16 protein-coding genes are annotated in these 19,529 nt (G+C 67.8%); 5 read left to right on the top strand and 11 right to left on the bottom strand.

Going from position 1 to position 19,529, the window contains the following annotated elements:
* Positions 1 to 20: 20 nt before the first annotated feature.
* The 7 genes from ruvA to aspS all read right to left on the bottom strand — a co-directional run bounded on the left by ruvA (position 21) and on the right by aspS (position 5,522).
* Positions 21 to 611 (bottom strand): Holliday junction branch migration protein RuvA, encoded by a 591-nt coding sequence (ruvA, locus tag AC1DQP_RS04900; protein WP_478051192.1) that lies wholly within the window; start codon positions 609 to 611, stop codon positions 21 to 23.
* A gap of 10 nt (positions 612 to 621) precedes the next feature.
* Complete coding sequence (gene ruvC, locus AC1DQP_RS04895) at positions 622 to 1,143, bottom strand: crossover junction endodeoxyribonuclease RuvC (protein ID WP_256775476.1); 522 nt, start codon at positions 1,141 to 1,143, stop codon at positions 622 to 624.
* A gap of 129 nt (positions 1,144 to 1,272) precedes the next feature.
* Positions 1,273 to 2,004, bottom strand: a complete 732-nt coding sequence (locus AC1DQP_RS04890) for a YebC/PmpR family DNA-binding transcriptional regulator (RefSeq protein WP_256775477.1) — start codon at positions 2,002 to 2,004, stop codon at positions 1,273 to 1,275.
* Positions 2,005 to 2,098: 94 nt separating this feature from the next.
* Positions 2,099 to 2,731, bottom strand: coding sequence for an esterase/lipase family protein (locus AC1DQP_RS04885; protein WP_256775478.1), 633 nt, complete (start codon positions 2,729 to 2,731; stop codon positions 2,099 to 2,101).
* Between the two features lie 126 nt (positions 2,732 to 2,857).
* Positions 2,858 to 3,382 carry an N-acetyltransferase family protein gene (locus AC1DQP_RS04880; RefSeq protein WP_478051191.1) on the bottom strand — a complete coding sequence of 175 codons (525 nt, stop codon included), beginning with the start codon at positions 3,380 to 3,382 and terminating at the stop codon, positions 2,858 to 2,860.
* A 20-nt stretch (positions 3,383 to 3,402) separates the two neighbouring features.
* Positions 3,403 to 3,741 (bottom strand): DNA primase, encoded by a 339-nt coding sequence (locus AC1DQP_RS04875; protein ID WP_457321769.1) that lies wholly within the window; start codon positions 3,739 to 3,741, stop codon positions 3,403 to 3,405.
* A gap of 29 nt (positions 3,742 to 3,770) precedes the next feature.
* Positions 3,771 to 5,522 (bottom strand): aspartate--tRNA ligase, encoded by a 1,752-nt coding sequence (gene aspS / locus AC1DQP_RS04870; RefSeq protein ID WP_478051190.1) that lies wholly within the window; start codon positions 5,520 to 5,522, stop codon positions 3,771 to 3,773.
* Between the two features lie 203 nt (positions 5,523 to 5,725).
* On the opposite strand from aspS, the gene AC1DQP_RS04865 reads away from it, so the two are divergent.
* Positions 5,726 to 6,481 (top strand): DUF3011 domain-containing protein, encoded by a 756-nt coding sequence (locus AC1DQP_RS04865; protein WP_256775482.1) that lies wholly within the window; start codon positions 5,726 to 5,728, stop codon positions 6,479 to 6,481.
* Positions 6,482 to 6,544: 63 nt separating this feature from the next.
* Here AC1DQP_RS04865 and AC1DQP_RS04860 read toward each other — a convergent pair whose 3' ends face one another.
* Entirely contained in the window at positions 6,545 to 7,180 is a 636-nt protein-coding gene (locus tag AC1DQP_RS04860) for a hypothetical protein (RefSeq protein WP_457319511.1), read from the bottom strand.
* 85 nt (positions 7,181 to 7,265) lie between these two features.
* Complete coding sequence (locus tag AC1DQP_RS04855; protein WP_478051189.1) at positions 7,266 to 8,837, bottom strand: hypothetical protein; 1,572 nt, start codon at positions 8,835 to 8,837, stop codon at positions 7,266 to 7,268.
* A 250-nt stretch (positions 8,838 to 9,087) separates the two neighbouring features.
* Here AC1DQP_RS04855 and AC1DQP_RS04850 point away from each other — a divergent pair, with 250 nt between their 5' ends.
* Complete coding sequence (locus tag AC1DQP_RS04850; RefSeq protein WP_457319509.1) at positions 9,088 to 10,353, top strand: MFS transporter; 1,266 nt, start codon at positions 9,088 to 9,090, stop codon at positions 10,351 to 10,353.
* Positions 10,354 to 10,415: 62 nt separating this feature from the next.
* Positions 10,416 to 12,662, top strand: a complete 2,247-nt coding sequence (gene ggpS / locus AC1DQP_RS04845; protein ID WP_478051193.1) for a glucosylglycerol-phosphate synthase — start codon at positions 10,416 to 10,418, stop codon at positions 12,660 to 12,662.
* 113 nt (positions 12,663 to 12,775) lie between these two features.
* Here the strand turns inward: ggpS and blaL2 are convergent, their stop codons facing one another.
* Positions 12,776 to 13,681 carry a L2 family extended-spectrum class A beta-lactamase gene (blaL2, locus tag AC1DQP_RS04840; protein ID WP_457319469.1) on the bottom strand — a complete coding sequence of 302 codons (906 nt, stop codon included), beginning with the start codon at positions 13,679 to 13,681 and terminating at the stop codon, positions 12,776 to 12,778.
* Between the two features lie 207 nt (positions 13,682 to 13,888).
* On the opposite strand from blaL2, the gene AC1DQP_RS04835 reads away from it, so the two are divergent.
* The gene (locus AC1DQP_RS04835; protein ID WP_457319470.1) at positions 13,889 to 14,761 is read left to right on the top strand and encodes a LysR family transcriptional regulator; all 873 of its coding nucleotides are present in this window, start codon (positions 13,889 to 13,891) and stop codon (positions 14,759 to 14,761) included.
* A 158-nt stretch (positions 14,762 to 14,919) separates the two neighbouring features.
* On the opposite strand, the gene AC1DQP_RS04830 is transcribed toward AC1DQP_RS04835, so the two are convergent.
* Complete coding sequence (locus AC1DQP_RS04830; protein ID WP_478051188.1) at positions 14,920 to 16,776, bottom strand: ABC-F family ATP-binding cassette domain-containing protein; 1,857 nt, start codon at positions 16,774 to 16,776, stop codon at positions 14,920 to 14,922.
* Positions 16,777 to 17,121: 345 nt separating this feature from the next.
* Here AC1DQP_RS04830 and AC1DQP_RS04825 point away from each other — a divergent pair, with 345 nt between their 5' ends.
* Positions 17,122 to 19,515 (top strand): TonB-dependent receptor plug domain-containing protein, encoded by a 2,394-nt coding sequence (locus AC1DQP_RS04825; RefSeq protein WP_478051187.1) that lies wholly within the window; start codon positions 17,122 to 17,124, stop codon positions 19,513 to 19,515.
* Positions 19,516 to 19,529 lie beyond the last annotated feature (14 nt).

Here is a 19,529-nt window from a genome sequence, read left to right as displayed (position 1 = left end):
GGAAGCAGGCAGCGCGCGCGTCAGCGCAGCGCGGCCTGCAGGGCCTTGCGGATGACGGTGGCGACATCGTCGCCGTCGACGTTGGCATCGCGCGCCATGCGCGCGGCCTCGGCCGGCTTGTAGCCCAGCTGCTGCAGCGCCACGGTCGCCTCGGACACCGGGTCGGTGGCCKGCGCGGCACCGGCGATCGGCGCCCCGCCGCCGCCGAAGTTGGCCGCGCGGTCGCGCAGTTCCAGCACCATGCGCTCGGCGGTCTTCTTGCCGATGCCGGGGATGCGGGTCAGCGCGGTGATGTCACCGGCCTGCAGCATGCGGGCGAATTCGTCCACGCTCACCCCGGACAGCACGGCCAGCGCGATCTTGGCGCCGATCCCGCTGACCTTCTGCACATCGCGGAACAGGCGGCGCTCGCCTTCGCGCAGGAAGCCGTACAGCGCAACGCTGTCTTCCTTCTGCGTGTAATGGGTGAACAGGGTGACCTCGCGGCCCAGTTCGGGCAGGTCGTAGAAGGTGCTCATGGGCGCCTCCAGCTCGTAGCCGACGCCATTGACGTCGATGAGCAGCCACGGCGGCGCCTTGTAGGCCACGATCCCGCGCAGACGACCAATCATGCAGTTTTCCTCATTTTCGGCTCCAGGCCATGCGGGCATTGACGCCCAGGCGCTGCGCCGTGGCCCGTACGTGGGCGTGGGTGATGGCCACGGCCAACGCATCGGCGGCGTCGGCCTGCAGCTTGGTTTTCAGGTTGAGCATAAGCCCGACCATGTGTTGGACCTGTTGCTTTTCCGCACCGCCCCGGCCGACCACGGCCAGCTTGATTTCGGTGGCCGCATACTCGCTGACCGGCAGGTCGCGCATGACCACGGCGGAAATCGCCGCGCCGCGCGCCTGTCCCAGCTTCAACGCCGAGTCCGGGTTGCGGGCCATGAACACCTTTTCGATGGCGACCTCGTCCGGGCGGTATTCCTCCACCAGGGCGGTCAGCCCCACCACCAGCAGCTTCATCCGCTGGGGGAAGTCGTCCGCGCCCAGCAGCACCAGCGGCAGGTGGTGCACATGCACGACCTTGCCGGCGGCGTCCACATCAATGATGCCCACCCCGGTACGTTGCGAACCGGGGTCGATGCCGAGGATGCGGGTCATGCGGCACGCACACGGCCGCCCGCGGCCCGGAACGGACAGCTGCGGCGGCGATAACAGGGAACGGCGAAAGTCATCATGGTCCGCATTGTCCGCTCACCGGTCGCGCAAAGCGACCGGTGACGCGCACGCTCAGGCGTAGGCGTCCGCGCCGAGATCGGCGTTGGAGAATACGTCCTGCACGTCGTCCAGGTCTTCGAGCATGTCCAGCAGCTTCTTGACCTGCAGGGCGGTGTCGCCCTCGACCGCGATGTCGTTGTCGGCACGGAAGGTGAGCTCGGCGTGGTCGGGCTTCAGACCACCGGCTTCCATCGCATCCTTCACGGCGTGATAGGCGTCGGCGGCGGTCAGCACGTCGATCGCCCCGTCTTCGGGGTAGACCACGATGTCATCCGCGCCGGCCTCGATGGCCGCCTCGGTGACGGCCTCTTCATTGGCGCCGGCGGCGAAATGCAGCACGCCCACCCGCTTGAACATGAAGGAGACCGAGCCTTCGGTACCCATGTTGCCGCCGCACTTGCTGAACGCATGGCGGACATCGGCCACGGTGCGGACACGGTTGTCGGTCAGGCAGTCCACGATCACGGCCACGCCACCGGGGGCATAGCCCTCGTAGCGGATCTCTTCGTATTCCACGCCTTCCAGTTCACCGGTGGCTTTCTTGATGGCCCGTTCGATCACGTCCTTGGACATGTTCGAGGCCAAGCCCTTGTCCATCGCCACGCGCAGCCGCGGGTTGTTGTTGGGGTCGCCTCCACCGCCGCGCGCGGCAACGCCGATCTCGCGGATGATCTTGGTGAAAATCTTGCCGCGCTTCGCGTCAGACGCGTTTTTGCGGTTCTCGATCGAGGGGCCTCTACCCATGGGTATTTCCGTGCTTGCGTGAGGAACAGGGCGCGGATTCTACCTGATCGCCCCCCGCGACCGTGTTAGTCGCGGTCCCGACCGCCGCCAGGGCTCAGGCGGCGTGGGCGGCGCGGTCGGGGCAGAAGTGGCCATCGCGCAGGAACGCGGCGGTCTGGCGCGCCGCCTCCGGGGAAAACACCAGCCCGCTGTGGCTGGCCGGGACCACGCAGTGATCGGCCAGGCCGGGCAGTTGGGTCTCATCCAGGGCTACGGTGCCGTCGGACGCCTCGCCGATCGCGCCCAGCAGGCTGCCCAGCCCGTGCGGGACCGAACCTGCGATCAGGCCGACACGGGCCCTGCCCTCCCAGGCCGGTAGGCCATCGAGCAGCAACTCGCTGCTGCGGCCCAGCGCCAGCGACCAGCCGTGCTCGGCCAGCGAGCGAGCGGTGCCGCTGCCGCGCAGGGGCGAGCCCAGGCAGACCACGCGGGAAACCGGCAGGTCCGGTTGCTGGCGCAGCGCTTCCAGCGCAACCAGGCCGCCCAGGCTATGCCCGACCAGCGAGACCGGACCGCTGTTCCTCAGCCGCTCCAACAACTGTGGAACGGCCACATCTGGGCCGCCGAACACACTGGAGTAGCCGAAGGTATCCACGGAGAAGCCGCGGGCACGCAGCCGCCAGGCCAGCGGGCCTACCCAGGCGCGCGCATTCCAGATGCCGTGCAGCAGTAAAACAGGGGGATTCATGCACTCAGCCTAGCCGTTCCGGCGTGGGACCTGCGGGAGGAAACAAGACCATTAGACGAATGGACCGCGCAACGGCGGGTGAAGCCGTTGCGCCCCATGCGGATCGAGGCAGGAAAGTGATGAATCTCAGCGCGCCGGGGTCGGGCTACGCTTCAGGATGAATTCCAGGTCGCGCACGCTGCCGACCGGGAACTCATAGGTGCCGACCTTGCTGAACCCGTAGCGCGCGTAGAAGCGCTGCGCGCCGAAGTTCTCCGACCACACGCCCAGCCACAGCGTGCGCGGGCCGTCGTGCTCGAGCCATTCCAGCGCCGTTTCCAGCAACCGGCTGCCCCAGCCGCAGCTCTGTTCATCCTTGACCAGGTACAGCCGCTTGAGCTCGCCGTCGCCGGGCTGCACCTCCGGATGCGGCAGGCCGCAGGGGCCGGCGGCGGCATGGCCGACAGCCACCCCGTCCCGTTCCAGCAGCCACACCGCATAGTCCGGGTGGTCCAGGATGATGCGCTGGCGATCCACCGCATAGGCTTCCTCGAGGAAGCCCTGCAGGTCCTGCGCCGGGTAGAGATGGCCGAAGGTCTCCACGAAGGTACGCGTGGCCAGCACCGACAGGGTCGGTGCGTCTTCGACGGTGGCACGACGGATGGTGTACATGGCGGGCTCCGGGGCAGGCCTCAGGCCTGGCTCCCGTGGGGGGCGTCTTCTTCCTCGTCGCCCTCCTCTTCTTCCTCGTCCTCGTACGCTTCCTCGTCGTCCTCGTCGCCTTCTTCCTCGTCCTCTTCGTCCTCGTCGAGGTCGTCTTCCTCGTCTTCCTCGTAGTCTTCCACGCCGAAGTCTTCGCCATCCCAGCGGCCTTCGCCGTCCTGGACGAAGGTCAGCGCCATGGCCGCCGGGTTGGTTCCCACGCGCACCAGCCAGCCACCGAATACGCGGGCGCGCTCGGTCACCAGGTTGGCGTCGGCGCCTTCATTGCCCAGCTTTTCCCACTCCAGCGAAAACGCGAACTCGCTCATTGCCTGGCTCTCCTGGTGAAAGGTACGGATCAGTTCTTGCGCGGGCGGACCTGGACGTGCACTTCGGCCAGCTGCTCGTCCGGGATCGGCGACGGGGCGCCGGTCATCAGGCACTGCGCGCCGGTGGTCTTGGGGAACGGGATGACGTCGCGGATCGACTCGGTGCCAGCCATCAGCGCGGCGATGCGGTCGATGCCGAAGGCGATGCCACCGTGCGGCGGCGCGCCGAAACGCAGGGCGTCCAGCAGGAAGCCGAACTTGCCCTCGGCCTCCTCGGCGCCGATGCCCAGCAGCTCAAACACCACGCTCTGCATGTCCGAGCGGTGGATACGGATCGAACCACCCCCGATCTCGTTGCCGTTGAGCACCATGTCATAGCCGCGCGACACGGCGGTCTTGGCGTTGGCGCGCAGGTCGGCAATGTCGTCCACCGCCGGGGCGGTGAAGGGGTGATGCAGGGCGACGTAGCGCTGGGCTTCGTCGTCGTATTCGAACATCGGGAAGTCGGTGACCCACAGCGGCGCCCAGCCGGCGGCGACCAGGTTGAAGTCCTTGCCGGCCTTCAGGCGCAGCGCGCCCATGAAATCGGACACCTTGTTGTAGCCGCCGGCACCGAAGAACACGATGTCGCCGTTGCCAGCCCCGACGTGGGCGACCAGTGCGGCGAAGGCGTCTTCGCTGAAGAACTTGGCGATCGGCGAGCTGACTTCGCCGTTGTCGGCGATCTTGATGTAGGCCAGGCCCTTGGCGCCGTACTTGGCGGCATGCGCGGCGTACTCGTCGATCTGCTTGCGGCTCAGCGTGGCACCGCCGGGAATGCGGAGCGCGGCGACACGGCCGTCGGCATCGTTGGCCGCAGCGGTGAACACCGGGAATTCACTGGTCTTGACCAGCTCGGCCACGTCGACCAGCTCCAGCGCGATGCGCAGGTCCGGCTTGTCCGACCCATAGCGACGCATCGCCTCGGCCCAGGTCATGCGCGGGAAGCTGGCGGCCAGCTCCACGTCGACCACTTCCTTGAAGATGGCGCGGATCATGCTTTCCACGAAGTCCTGCACGTCCTGTTCGCGGACGAAGGCGAACTCCATGTCCAGCTGGGTGAATTCCAGCTGGCGGTCGGCACGCAGGGCTTCGTCGCGGAAGCAGCGCGCGATCTGGTAGTAGCGGTCGAAGCCGGCCACCATCAGGATCTGCTTGAACAGCTGCGGGCTCTGCGGCAGGGCGTAGAACTCGCCCGGGTGCATGCGCGCGGGCACCAGGAAGTCGCGCGCGCCTTCCGGGGTGGCCTTGGTCAGGATCGGGGTTTCGATGTCCTGGAAGCCGGTGGCGTCCAGGTGGCGGCGCAGCGCCTGCACCAGCTTGATGCGGGTGCGCTGCATGCGCTGCATTTCCGGACGGCGCAGGTCCAGGTAGCGGTACTTCAGGCGGGTTTCCTCGCCCGGGTTCTCGTGGGCGTGGAACGGCAGCGGCTCGGCCTTGTTGAGGACAGTGATGGCCGTGGCGATCACTTCCACCTTGCCGGTGCGGATCTTGTCGTTGACCGAATGGCGCGCGCGCACCACGCCTTCCACCTGCAGCACGTCCTCGTAGCCCAGGCTGGCGGCCACGGCGAACACGGCCGCGTTATCCACTTCCACCGTCACCTGCACGATGCCTTCATGATCACGCAGATCGATGAAGCACACGCCGCCCTGGTTGCGGGCAACGTCGGTCCAGCCGGCGAGGGTAACGGTTTGGCCAATCATGGTCTCATCGACCAGGCCGCAGAAGTGGGTACGCATGGGGGTAAAGCTCCGCAGGAGAATGCCGGCACCACGTTGCGCCGGACAGCCCTTTATTCTGCGGCGTAGGCTGCGCCGGGGCAAATCGGCTGTCGTCGGCCCCACCCCGGCCTTGCCCGGCGGCCCGCCCGGCGGGCATCACGCGCCCTGAACCTGTCCCATTCCTATAGTCCGCGCACCAACGACCGCAAGGGGATGTCGCCATGAACCGTCGCCTTACCATTGTCTGCCTGGCCCTGGCACTGGGCTGCAGCGCCCCGGCCGCCCAGGCCCAGATGAGCACCCGCGCCTATGCACCGGACAACCTGTCGCAGCTGTCCTCCAGCGACCGCTCGCGGGTAATTTCCCAGGAATACGCCGAGCAGGCCAACGGCCGCCGCATCCCCGACGACCAGCTGCGCTTCTACCTGGCCCAGGTCAACTCCGGCTGGAGCTTCTCGAAGATCAAGCAGGACATCGCCACGTCGCTGCGCGGCAATGGCGGCGGCGGCTGGAATGGCGGCGGCAACGGCGGCGGCAACTGGAACGGCGGCGGCGGGAACAACGGCAACGGCGGCACGATCCGCTGCGAAAGCCAGAACAACCGCGAACGGGCCTGCCCCACGCGCTGGCGCAATGCCACTCTGGTCCGGCAGATTTCCGGCACGGCCTGCGTGCAGGGCCAGACCTGGGGCGTGCGCAATGGCGCGATCTGGGTCAACCGCGGCTGCCGCGGCGAGTTCGCCGAGGCACGCGGCAACTGGGGCGGCGGTGGCGGCGGCGGCAACAGCAATTACAGCGTGACCTGCAGCAGCAACAGCAAGCGCGAGCAGACCTGCGCCTGGGAAGCCCGCCAGGGACGCCCGGTGCTGGTCCAGCAGCTGTCCGGCAGCGCCTGCGTGGAAGGCCGCAGCTGGGGGTACCGCAACGGCACGTTGTGGGTCAGCAACGGCTGCCGGGCGCGGTTCGGCGTCCGCTGATGCCGACCGGTTGCCGGCAATGGCCGGCAACCGTGTCCCTCATCCAGCCGGCATGAGCCGGTCTCAGCGTGGGGCGGCGTCGCTGCCCCACGGCGCCGGCGGCAGCGCCACCGGCTTGCTCAGGTCGAACTGCACCTGGAAGTGGCGCCCGCCAGGCCGGGTGAGTTCGTAGACGAAGCGCTGGTCCGGCTCGATGTCCATCGCCCAGGTATTTTCGACCGAGGGCAACATGTCCGCCTTGCGGAACATCGCCACCGAATCGGCATCCACCGGGAATACCTGGCGTTGCGCGGTGCCCGGCGGCTTGCTGTCGCCGCCGTACAGGGTGACCGCATCGGGGCTGCCGTCACGGTGACGGTGGTCGTGCTTGAGGCGAAGGCCGGTGTCGGTGCGGCTGATCACCCAGATGCGCGAGTGGTCATCACCGACGTGGAACGGGATGCGCAGCTGGTGCGCGGGGTCTTCGCACCCACGTACATGCATCACCAGCCGCTTGCCCTCGAAGGGGTCCGGCGCGTCGCTGCGCGGCTCGTTGACGATCACCTTGCCCTCGTAGGCCTTGCCGCAATGCGCGGCAACCGCCGCAAGGAAGGCATCGGCCGGAGCGTTGGCGATGTCATGCGACACCGCATCGGGTTGCCGGGCGCAGCCGGCCAGGGCCAGCAGAAGGACAGCGGGTACAACGGTGGAAACATTCATGCCCCCACCCTAACGGCCCGGCACGGTGCGCGCAAATGCGCAGGCGATCGCCGCGACCCGGTGAGGCAACGGCGATCGCACGCCGTCACGGGTGCAGCCAGACCTGGCAATCCCCGATCATCCGCACCGTGGCACCGGCGCTGTAGCGGGCCAGGATCTGTTGCTGGAAGCCGCTGCGTGCCGGGTCGCTGCCGAGGGCGTTGGGGCAGTTCACCAGCGCACCAAGCGGACCGTCGCCGAGTGCGGTATCGGCGCTGGCCAGTGTCTCCAGCGCGCTGGTCGGGGCCCAGTCGGGCACCATCACCGCACGACGGTCGGCGAGGTACGGCAGCTCGGAGGACCAGTCCAGGCCGAAGGCGACGATGACGCCCTGCCCGGGGGTGCCGGCCTTGATCAACGCGGCGATCTGCGACACCCGATTGGGCTCGCGTGCTTCCTTCATGCGCTTGACGTAATTGCCGGCGATGGCGCCAAACGACAGCAGGCACAGCAGGCCGACCAGCCACAGCGGGCGTCGCACCTTGCCGCTGGCTTCGGCCCGCTGGATGGTCCACCAGATCACCAGGCCGACGATCGAAGTGGCGAACACGATGTTGGCGGCCTGGTAATACGGGTGGGCGATATGCAGGTTGGTGAATACCGCTACCGGCAGCAGGTAGACCACCAGCAACAGCAGCACGGCGCTGCGGATCTGGCGTGCACACAGGCCCGCCACCAGCAGGATCAGGAACACCCAGTTGGAACCGACGGCGGCGGCAAAGCGCTTTTTGAAGACCGTGCCCCACCAGGTGGCCGGGTCCAGCTTCTGCTGCAGCGTGCCGTAATTCCAGGTCGACAACGCGCTGGACGTCACCTCGCGCCCCAGCGGCGACTGCGCCTTGAGCRCATCGGCGTGCGAGAGCCATTGGTTGATCACCGCCAGTACGGCCAGTGCCGAAACCACGCCCCAGACGATCAACGTCCAGTGCTGCGCCATCCACTGTGGGCGCCAGCCATGTTCACGCACGGCCAGCCACGCGAAGGCCAGGGCAACGAAGGCGGCAAACCCGAAGAAGGTGGTGACCTTGACCAGCGCCGACAGCACCGCCGCGATCACCGCGGTCACGCCCAGCGCGATCATCCGCGCCGGCCCGGCCGACGGGCCGCGCAGCCGCGCCATCGCCCATACGAACACCAGGCCGAAGAACACCGCGGTGGATTCCATCATCACCGAGCGCCCCCAGAACAGCGCATACGGCGACACCGCGAAGGCACCGGCGATGCACAGTGCCAGCGCGCGATCGGGCCGGATGGCCAGCACGACGCGGTAGACCATCCACACGCAGCCGACATGGAACAGCGCCGATACCAGCCGGGCACTGTTGTCGATGCCCATCCCGGTCGCATTGGCCAGCATCGCCGCCAGCCACTGGTACAGCGGGAACTCGAACGGAATCGACCAGGGCGCGCCGAGCACCGGGGTAAGGTAACTGAACACCGGGAAGCCACGGGCAATCCACACGATCGACAGCGCCGTCTGGGTCTGCCGGAAGCCGGAAGCATCCACCGGCGGCATCGACCAGCTGTAGCAGAGCAGCGCCAGCAGCATCACTGCGGAGAAGTACAGCAGGATCTTTCCCGGCAGAAGACTGCGTTTCACATCGACGTCCTGGATCACACCTGCTACTCCTGCTGGAACACCCGGTCGCCAGGCTGCACGGCCTGCCGACGGGGTTTGAATGAAGGGGAATCCGCATGCGCAGACCCGCCGCGCGCGCGGCCCGCGGAGTTTCAGGCGTTCGTTGCGGCAGTGCAAGCGACACCGCGCATGACGGCACTGCACGGCAGCGCTATCGACCTGGCCTTCAAAAAGGCTGTGTTAGGGTAGATCAGGTGTCCGCTTTTTCATTTCCACCGAGACCGCCCGCATGTGGCGGTTGACTGCCCTGCTCACCGGTGTAGCGCTGCTCCTGACGGGCAGCGGGTTGCTGGGCACCCTGCTGGCAGTGCGTGGCGGCCAGGCCGGCTTCGGCGCCGGCACGCTGGGGCTGGTGATGTCGGGGTATTTCGCCGGCTTTTTCATCGGCACCTTTTTCGCTCCGTCGCTGATCGGCCGGATCGGGCACATCCGCGCGTTCGCCTTCTTCGCCGCACTCGCCGCGATCGCGGTGCTGCTGCATCCGCTGTGGATCAACCCGGTCGGATGGGGCGTGCTGCGCATCGCCACCGGCATCGCGCTGGTCGGCCTGTACACGGTGATCGAAAGCTGGCTCAACGCCGAGCCCGATCCGGCCCGACGCAGCCGCGCGTTCTCGCTGTACATGGTGGTCAATCTGTCGGCGCTGGCGCTGGGCCAGGTGCTGCTGATGCTGGGCGATGCCAGCGCGGTGGGAATGTTCATGCTGACCGCGATCCTGGTCTGCGCGGCAGTGCTGCCGGTGACCGCCACGCGCCTGCGCCAGCCGGACGTGCCCGTGGTGACGCGCCTCAAGCTGGCCCGCCTGTATGCGATGGCGCCGGTGGCCACCGTTGCCGCCGGCTTGTCCGGGCTGGCGATGGGCGGCTTCTGGGGCCTGCTACCGGTATATGCGGGCGACGTGGGCCTGGATGGCAACGGCGTTGCGCTGTTCATGCTTACTGCGATTCTTGGCGGCGCGCTGCTGCAGTGGCCCCTGGGCCACATCAGCGATGGGCACGATCGGCGCAGTGGTCTGGTGGCGCTCAGCCTGGCCGCCGCCGGCATCGCGGTGGTCGCCTCCCTGCCGATGATCCAGCTGCAGACCCACCTGCTGTTTGGGCTGTTCTTCGTCTACGGCGGGCTGGCGTTCTCGCTGTATCCGTTCGCGGTAGCGCACATGCTCGATTACCTGCCACGTGCGCATCTGTTGTCCGGCTGTTCCAGCCTGTTGCTGGTGCATGGCGTGGGTGCCGCCATCGGCCCGGCGCTGGCGGGCGCGGCGATGCAGCGCTTTGGTCCGGCGGCGCTGCCGCTGTATTTCGCCGTGGTGCTGATGCTGCTGGCGGTGTTCACCACTGCGCGGCTGCTGCGCTTCCAGCGCCTGCGCACGCATCCGGTCGGGTTCCGGCTGATGCTGCGCACCACGCCGTCGGCGCTGGAAATGATGCCCGAGACCGACGCCGAGATCCCGCCCGACACCCCCTCTCCCCTCTCCTCCGATAAGGAAGTGCATTGACTGTATCGACACCCGCCACGCCCACCTCAACCCGTACACCGCTGGCCCCGCCGGCACCGCAGCTGATCCTGGCCACCGATCTGGATGGCACCTTCCTCGCCGGCGACGCCGCCGCGCGCCACCGCCTGTACCGGCTGGTGGACCAGCACCCCGGCATCGCGCTGATCTTCATCACCGGCCGCGGCCTCGAAGCGGTGATGCCGCTGCTCTCCGACCCGGCCATCCCGCGTCCGKACTACGTGGTCTGCGATGTTGGCGCGACCGTCGTCGATGGCCACACCCTGCAGCCGCTGCAACCCCTGCAATCGATGATCGACGCGCACTGGCCCGGTGAGCACGTGGTGGCCGAGGCGATGCGCCCGTTCGCCGCCCTGCAGCGCCAGGACGTGCCGCAGGAACGGCGCTGCTCCTACTTCTGCGATCCGCAGACGCTGGCGCCGCTGCGCGCGCAGATCCAGGCCGCCGCGCAGGCGCTGGGCTGCGATGTGCTGTATTCGGCCGACCGCTACCTGGACATCCTGCCGCCGGACACCGACAAGGGCCGGACCCTGGCCGCGCTGGCGCGCCTGCTGGACCTGCCGCGCGATCGCATCCTGGTGGCCGGCGACACCCTCAATGACCTGTCGATGTACACCGCCGGCTTCCGCGGAGTGTGCGTGGGCGATTCGGAGCCGGCGCTGACCACGGCGACCGCCACGCTGACGCATACCTTCCACGCGCAGGCACCCGGCTGCGGTGGCATCCTCGAGGCGATCGAGCACTTCGGCCTGCTCGCCACCGACGATCCTTTCCTGCACGCCCCCAAGCAGGCGCGTGCCGACGGCGCCGACCTGGTGATGGTCTACCACCGGCTGCCCTTCGATGAGGTCATGGAAGACGGCGTGCTGGTGCAGCGTCCCCCGCGTTCGCCCAACGGCATCATTCCCTCGTTGCTGAGTTTCTTCGAGGGCGGCCAGAAAGGCTCGTGGGTAGCCTGGGGCATCGATGACCCCAAGCGTGGTCCGTTCCAGACCCACCTGGCCGTCGATGCCGGACGCTACCCCACCCTCACCGCCGCGCGCGTGCCGTTGAGCCGGCAGGAAGTGGACATCTTCTACAAGCGCTTCTCCAAGGAAGCGTTCTGGCCGATGCTGCACGTGTTCTGGGAACGTGCGAAGTTCCGCGAGGACGACTGGCAGGTGTTCCTGAAGGTCAACCGTAAATTCGCGCACGCCACCGCCGCCGAAGCCGCGCATGGCGCTACGGTGTGGATCCACGATTACAACCTGTGGATGGTGCCGGCCACGCTGCGCGAACTGCGCCCGGACCTGAAGATCGCCTTCTTCCACCACACCTATTTCCCGTCCGCCGACGTGTTCAACGTGGTGCCGTGGCGCCGCGAGATCATCGGCAGCCTGCTGTCGTGCGATTACATCGGCTTCCACATTCCGCGCCAGGTGGAGAACTTCGTGGATGTCGTGCGCGGGGCGATGCCCGCCGAGCGCCTGGCCTGGGAAAGCTGCGCGCCGCGCTTCCTCACCTACGGCTGCGCGGTGGGGCTGGACACCATGACCACGCGCCTGCGCGTGGGCGACCGCGAGGTGGCGCTGGGCGCGCACCCGGTCGGTACCGACCTGCGCCGCATCCACAGCGTGCTGGCGCGCAGCGACGTACGCAACGACATCTTCAAACTGCGCCGGGAGATCGGTGCGCGCAAGCTGGTGCTGTCGGTGGAGCGACTGGACTACACCAAGGGCACGCTGGCCAAGCTGGAGGCGTTCGAGCGGCTGCTGGAGCAGCATCCCGAGCGCCAGGGCAAGGTCACCCTGCTGATGGTGTGCGTGCCGGCGGCAAGCGAGATGACCGTCTACCGCACCCTGCAGAACCAGATCGAGCAGGCGGTGGGACGTATCAACGGCCGCTTCTCGCGGCTGGACTGGACGCCGGTGCGCTTCTTTGCACAGGCGTTGCCGTTCGAGGAGGTGGTGGCGCATTACGCCGCCGCGCAGGTGATGTGGATCACCCCACTGCGCGATGGCTTGAACCTGGTGGCCAAGGAGTTCGTCGCCACGCACGGTATCGAGGGCAGCAGCGGCGTGCTGGTGCTCAGCGAGTTTGCCGGGGCCGCGGCCGAGCTGAAGGGCGCGGTGCTGACCAACCCGCATGATCCGGCCGACCTCACCGCCGGGCTGCTGCAGGCCTTGTCGATGCCCGAGGATGAGGCGACCGGACGCATGCGCCAGTTGTTCGGCAGCGTGGAGTACTACGACGTGGACCGCTGGGGCCGGGATTTCCTGGCGGCGGTGCGCGACAGCCACCCCGACACGTAACGCTGCGGCGGCGGGGCCGGCCAACGGCCGGCTCCGGGGATGTCCCGGGATTCATGAGGCGCCGGCCAGCGGCCGGCACTACGGGGGGGCGGCTGCTCTGCCCTCCGCTGGATTCACCCGGCGCGCATGCGTTGCTCGGCGATTACCGCGACCTGGCGCAGTACGTCATTGCGGCCGGCGTCGTCCACGGTCGCGCCCTGCAGGTAGCTGGTCAGCACCCACGGGGCGCCGCCGGCCATCGGCCACAGGATCGCGATGTCGTTGGTGGTGTCTTCGCCATTGCTGCCGGTCTTGTCGCCCACCCGCCACGCCTTGGACAGACCTGCACGCAGGCGTGCATCGCCGGTTTCGTTGTCGATCAGCCAGTCGGCCAGCTGCTGGCGTGACGCCGGTTGCAGCACCGTGCCCAGCACGAAGCGCTGCAGGCTGGCGGCCATCGCGGCCGGGCTGGTGGTATCGCGCGGATCGCCCGGCGCGAAGCGGTTCATGTCCGGCTCCAGGCGATCGTTGCGGGTCACCGCATCGCCGTTGTCGCGCAGGAAACGGGTGACGGCGGAGGGTCCGCCGACCGCGCCCAGCAGCAGGTTGGCCGCCGGGTTGTCGCTGGTGATCATCGTCGCCCGACACAGGTCGCGCACGCTGAGGTCCTTGCCGACGTGGCGCGTGGTGACCGGCGCATGCGAGAGCATGTCCTGCTGGCGCACCGGCACGCGCTGATCCAGGGTGAGCCGCCCGGCATCGACCTGGCGCAGGACGGCCGCACACAACACGAACTTGAAGGTGCTGCACATCGGGAAGCGCTCATCCTGGCGGTGGCCGATGCGCTGCCCGGTAGCGGTATCCAGCACGGTCACCCCGAGCCGACCGCCGCTGGCCGCTTCCAATGCCGCAAAGTCCCCGGCGGCGGCGATCGGCGCTGCGGCCGATGCCGACGGCGGCATCTTCGCCAGCGCGGTGGCGGCCAGCGCCGAGGCGGCGGCGGCCCCGGTCCATTGCAGGAACTGTCGTCGAGCAAGCATGCAGGTTCTCCTTGTTGGAGGAGGGAGTATTGCCAGCGCTGGCACGGGTGAACAGCGATCATTTCCAGTGAGACACATGATTCAAACTAATGGCTTGGCCGGGCGCACCTGGCGAAGGGGTCCGCAATCAAGGTCATTTCCGCCATCACGGGCACAGCGGGTGTCTGCAGATGCCATGATGCATCACCCCTGCTCACGGCTCGACGGATGATCCGCCCCCAGTTGCCGCTCAACGCGCTGCGCGCCTTCGAGGCCGCCGCCCGCCACCAGAACTTCACCCGCGCCGCGCTGGAGTTGTGCGTCAGCCAGGCGGCGCTGAGCCATCAGATCCGCGCGCTGGAGGAACGGCTGGGGGTGTCGCTGTTCAACCGGTTGCCGCGTGGCGTGGCGCTGACCGACGAAGGCGCGCGCCTGTATCCGGTGCTCAACGAGGCCTTCGACCGTATCGCCGTCAGTCTGGACCGCTTCGTCGGCGGGCATTTCCGCCAGGTACTGAGCGTGGGCGTGGTCGGCACCTTTGCCACCGGCTGGCTGCTACCCCGGCTGGCGGACTTCAACGCGCTGCATCCGGATATCGAGCTGCGCGTGCAGACCCACAACAACCGCATCGACCTGGCCGGCGAAGGCCTGGACCTGGCGATCCGCTTCGGCGATGGCGACTGGCAGGGACAGGTCAGCGATGCGGTGCTGGAGGCGCCGTTCGCCCCGCTGTGCGCGCCGGCGTTGGCACGGATGCTGCGGCAGCCGCGCGACCTGGCCAATGTGGCGATGTTGCGCTCGTATCGCAGCGACGAATGGCCGCGCTGGCTGCAGGCGGCAGGCGCGTCGGAGCTGGAAGCGCGCGGACCGGTGTTCGACTCGTCACTGACCCTGGCCCGTGCCGCAGCCTCCGGTGCCGGCGTGGCGCTGTTGCCGTTGAAGATGTTCGAGCAGGACCTGGCGCAGGGACGGCTGGTCCAACCGTTCGCGCAGACCCTGGACCTGGGGCGGTACTGGTTGACGCGATTGCGCTCGCGCGCCGAGAGCGAGGCGGCGCGGCGTTTCCGGGAATGGCTGGAAATGCAGGACCCTGCGCGCTGAGCCGACAGCAGCCGGGCATGGCCCGGCTCTACCGTCAGGGTTGCAACATCGCACGCACCGGGGGTGATGCAATGCGTGCCCCACCGGTGGAGCCACGCCATGCGTGGCTTGCCTGACGCAAGCGCGGATAACCCACCGCGCCGCGCCATTGAACGGGCTTACCCTTCCAGCAGCTCCATCCAGGTCTGCTCGGCCTTGCTGAGCAGCGTGGCAGTGGCCTCGCGGTCACGGCCGAGCACGGCCATGCGGGTGGCATCGGCGTAGTTGCCTGGGTCGGCCAGCTGGCGATCCAGCTCGGCCAGCACGCCTTCCAGCTCGCTGACCTTCGCTTCGGCGGCCGCCAACTTATGCGGATTGACCGGCTTCTTCGGCGGCAGCGGCGGGGTCGGGGCCACCGGCTCCGGTGCGGCGGCGGCCATCTTCTGCTTGGTACCCTGCGCGGCCGGACGCGAACGCAGCCACGCCGCATATGCATCCAGGTCGCCATCGAACGGCTCGACCACGCCATCGGCCACGCGCCAGAAGGTATCGCAGACCAGCCCGATCAGATGGCGGTCATGGGAGACCATCACGATCGCCCCTTCGAAGTCGGCCAGGGCTTCGGCCAGGGCTTCACGCATTTCCAGGTCAAGGTGGTTGGTCGGTTCGTCGAGCAGCAGCACGTTGGGCTGCTGGTAGGCGATCAGCGACAGCGCCAGGCGCGCGCGCTCGCCACCGGAGAAACCATCCACCGGTTCGAACGCACGGTCACCAGCGAAATTCCACTTGCCGAGGAAATCGCGGAAGACCTGGTTCGGCGCATCCCGGTCCAGGTCGCGGAAGTGCTCCATCGGCGACTGCCCTTCGTGCAGCGACTCCACCGTGTGCTGGGCGAAGTAGCCGATGCGCAGGTCCGGGTGCGCGGCGCGCTCGCCACTGAGCGGCGCCAGTTCACCCACCAGGGTCTTCACCAAGGTCGTTTTACCCGCGCCGTTCGGGCCCAGCAGGCCGATGCGCTGGCCGGCTTCCAGGCCGAAGCCCACGTTGTGCAGGATCACCGAATCGGCGCCGTAACCGGCCTCGACGTGGTTGAGGCGGATCAGCGAGAACGGCAGCTTGGCCGGCGGCGAGAACTCGATGCGGAACTCGCGCTCGGCGCGTACCGCCTCGGTGCCGGCCAGCTTGGCCAGGCGCTTCATGCGGCTCTGCGCCTGCGCGGCCTTGCTGGCCTGCGCCTTGAAGCGGTCGATGAAGCTCTGCAGGTGGGCGCGCTCGGCCTGTTCCTTGTCGTGCGCGATCTGCTGCTGGCGCAGCTGTTCAGCGCGCTGGCGCTCGAAATCGGTGTAACCGCCCGGGTACAGCTTGGCACCGCCCCCATGCAGGTGCAGCGTGTGGGTGGCCACGTTGTCCAGGAACTCGCGGTCATGGGAGATCAGCAGCAGGGTGCCGGGGTACTTGAGCAGCCACTGTTCCAGCCAGAACACCGCATCCAGATCCAGATGGTTGGTCGGCTCATCGAGCAGCAGCAGGTCGCTGGGCATCATCAGCGCGCGGGCCAGGTTCAGGCGCACGCGCCAGCCACCGGAGAACGAGGAGACCGCCCGCGAGTGGGTCTCGGCCGGGAAGCCCAGGCCGTGCAGCAGCTTGCCGGCGCGGGCTTCGGCGTCATAGGCGCCGATCTCGGCCATCTTCTGGTGCGCGGTAGCCACCGCTTCCCAGTCTTCGCGTGCGGCCGCGGCGGCTTCCTCGCGCATGACCGCAGCCACCTCGGTGTCGCCTTCGAGCACGAACTGCAGCGCCGGGTCGGGCAGCGACGGGGTCTCCTGGGCCACGCTGGCGATGCGGACCTTGCCGGGCAGGTCGACATCGCCCTTGTCCGCCTCCAGCTCGCCCTTCACGGCAGCAAACAGGCTGGACTTGCCGGCACCGTTGCGGCCGACCACGCCGACGCRGTACCCCGCGTGCAGGGTCAGGTCGACGTTGGACAACAGCAGCCGCTCGCCACGGCGCAAGGCGAAGTTACGAAGGGAAATCATCTTGGGGGTCCATATAACGGAATGGAATGTGCTGGTGAGCACCTTTCCTGCGACGTAATTCTAACGTTAACGAATACTTGACGCGCCCCGGGATGCGCGGCGGGTCGCGTTCCTCTCTCCCACGACCCCGCCTGCGCTTCCCCGGGACCCTGATGTCGAGCGTCCCGATTCACGTAAATGGTTGCTACTGCAACGTTTTTTGTGAAGATTGCGGATATTTGACAAGCGATGAATATCCCGTTAATTGATTTATTGCGCACCGCAACACCCCGCCTTCGCCGACCTGCTTCACGCCGTCGAGTTGTCGTTCCGGTGCCGCGCCATTCCTACCGGAGCCCCACCCTGATGAACCGCAAGACCAGTACGCTCGCCGCCGCCGTAGCTGTCGTGCTCGGTGCCTCCAGCATTGCCGCCAGCGCCCAGGATGCCCCGGCGCGCACCGCTGCCAATACGCTGGACACCATCATCGTCACCGGCACCCGGGTCGCCGACCGCACCGTGGCCGAGTCGCAGTCCCCGATCGACATCATCACCCCCGAAGCGCTGCAGTCCACCGGCACCACCGAGCTGGCCACCGCGCTGGCGCGCGCCCTGCCCTCGCTGAACTTCCCGCGCCCGGCGCTGACCGACGGCACCAGCGGCATCCGTCCGGCGCAGCTGCGCGGGCTGTCGCCGGACCAGGTGCTGGTGCTGGTCAACGGCAAGCGCCGGCATACCTCGGCGCAGATCAACGTCAACGGCAGCATCGGCCGCGGCTCGTCGGCGGTGGACATCAACGCGATCCCGATCGCGGCCATCGAACGCGTGGAAGTACTGCGCGACGGCGCCTCGGCGCAGTACGGCTCGGACGCCATCGCCGGCGTGGTCAACATCGTGCTCAAGGGCGCGTCCTCCGGCGGCAGCCTGGCCGTGGATGCGGGACAGTACTCGGCCGGCGACGGCAACAAGTACCAGATCTCCGGCGATGCCGGGATCGGCTTCGCCGACGGCCGCGGCAGCGTGCACGTGGCCGGGCAGATCCTGCAGCAGGATGAAAGCAATCGCGCCGGCCCGTACCTGGGCACCACGCCCAATACCGGCAATTTCCCCAACATCGGCCAGACCACCTTTGTGGTCGGCGATCCGCAGGTGGATGCCACCGCCGCCTCGGTCAACGCCAGCTTCCAGTTCACCGACCATGTGTCGGCCTACGCAACGGCGATGGCCAGCAACCGCGACATCACCTCGTTCGCGTTCTACCGCTCGCGCACCAACAGCGGCCAGGGCGCATTGCTGGCGCAGACCTACCCGGACGGCTTCGTGCCGCAGATCAACCAGTACTCCAAGGACCGCTCGCTGGTGGCCGGGGTCAAGGGCGACACCGACAACGGCTGGACCTGGGATGTGAGCGCCAACCACGGCGAGAACACGATCGACTTCCACACCCGCAACAGCATCAACTACAGCCTCGGCCTGACCAGCCCGCGCTCGTTCTACGACGGTGCGCTCAAGTACACCCAGGATATCTTCAACGCCGACCTGACCAAGTCGCTGGACTGGGGCCTGGCCTACCCGGTGACGCTGTCCTTCGGCGGTGAGTACCGCCGCGAGAACTGGGAGCAGTCCGCGGGCGAAGCCAATGCGTACTTCGGCAGCGGCGCGCAGGGTTTCGGTGGGTTCACCCCGGTCAACGCGGTGGACAACGACCGCCACAACTACGCGGTGTACGGCGGGCTGGAAGCGGACCTCACCGACAAGTTCTCCGCCGGCGTGACCGGCCGCTACGAAGACTATTCGGACTTCGGCGACAAGTTCTCCGGGAAGCTCTCGGCGCGCTATGCGTTCACCGACAAGGTCGCCCTGCGCGCCACCGCCTCTTCCGGCTTCCGTGCGCCGTCGCTGGCCCAGCAGAGCTACCAGGCGGTGACCAGCACGATCGTCAACGGTACCTTCGTCGAACGCGGCACCTTCCCCACCACCAGCCTGGCCGCACAGGCGCTGGGTGCCAGCCCGCTGAAGGCTGAAAGCTCCACCTCCTACAGCGTGGGCCTGGTGCTGCAGCCGGTCGAGCGCCTGTACCTGACGGTGGATGCGTACCAGATCGATATCGATGACCGCATCGTGCTGTCCACCAACATCACCACCAACGCGGCGGCCAACTCGCTGCTGAGCGGACTGGGGCTGCCGGGCGTTACCGCGTTCTCCTACTTCACCAACGGCGTGGATACCCGCACCCGTGGCGTGGACGCGGTATCCAGCTACAGCATCCCCTTCAGCGCCAGCACGCTGGAACTGACCGCCGCCTACAGCTACAACGAGACCGAGGTGAAGAAGTTCATCGCCTCTCCGCCGGTGTTCGGCACGCTGGGCATCACCCAGTCGCTGATCGGCCGCGACGAGATCGGTCGCATCGAAGACAGCTACCCGCGCGACAAGACCATCCTCAGCGGCACCTGGCGCAGCGACCACTGGGACTTGAACCTGGCGGCCACCCGTTACGGCAGCTTCACCGTGCGCAACTCGGCCACCGCGCTGCGTGACCAGACGTACGACGCCTCGTGGGTGCTGGATGCGWCGGTCAGCTACAAGCCGAGCGAGAACTGGGCACTCACCCTGGGCGCGGACAACCTGCTGGACGAGTACCCCGACCGCACCGTGGATCTGCAGAACTCCACGTGGGGCATGCTGCCGTACAGCAACTACTCGCCGTATGGGTTCAATGGTGCATACGTGTACGGGCGGATCACGTACAAGTGGTGATCGGGTAGTGGCGG

The organism is Stenotrophomonas sp. P5_A8, assembly GCF_056400545.1.
This window is presented reverse-complemented; position numbering and strand designations above follow the sequence as displayed.

Excerpts from the sequence above, each read along its gene's own strand:
- AC1DQP_RS04885 (WP_256775478.1), bottom strand. The coding sequence starts at position 2,731 with ATGAATCCCCCTGTTTTACTGCTGCACGGCATCTGGAATGCGCGCGCC.
- aspS (WP_478051190.1), bottom strand. The coding sequence starts at position 5,522 with ATGCGTACCCACTTCTGCGGCCTGGTCGATGAGACCATGATTGGCCAA.
- AC1DQP_RS04850 (WP_457319509.1), top strand. The coding sequence starts at position 9,088 with ATGTGGCGGTTGACTGCCCTGCTCACCGGTGTAGCGCTGCTCCTGACG.
- AC1DQP_RS04890 (WP_256775477.1), bottom strand. The coding sequence starts at position 2,004 with ATGGGTAGAGGCCCCTCGATCGAGAACCGCAAAAACGCGTCTGACGCG.
- ruvC (WP_256775476.1), bottom strand. The coding sequence starts at position 1,143 with ATGACCCGCATCCTCGGCATCGACCCCGGTTCGCAACGTACCGGGGTG.
- AC1DQP_RS04860 (WP_457319511.1), bottom strand. The coding sequence starts at position 7,180 with ATGAATGTTTCCACCGTTGTACCCGCTGTCCTTCTGCTGGCCCTGGCC.
- blaL2 (WP_457319469.1), bottom strand. The coding sequence starts at position 13,681 with ATGCTTGCTCGACGACAGTTCCTGCAATGGACCGGGGCCGCCGCCGCC.
- AC1DQP_RS04865 (WP_256775482.1), top strand. The coding sequence starts at position 5,726 with ATGAACCGTCGCCTTACCATTGTCTGCCTGGCCCTGGCACTGGGCTGC.
- AC1DQP_RS04880 (WP_478051191.1), bottom strand. The coding sequence starts at position 3,382 with ATGTACACCATCCGTCGTGCCACCGTCGAAGACGCACCGACCCTGTCG.
- AC1DQP_RS04875 (WP_457321769.1), bottom strand. The coding sequence starts at position 3,741 with ATGAGCGAGTTCGCGTTTTCGCTGGAGTGGGAAAAGCTGGGCAATGAA.
- AC1DQP_RS04835 (WP_457319470.1), top strand. The coding sequence starts at position 13,889 with ATGATCCGCCCCCAGTTGCCGCTCAACGCGCTGCGCGCCTTCGAGGCC.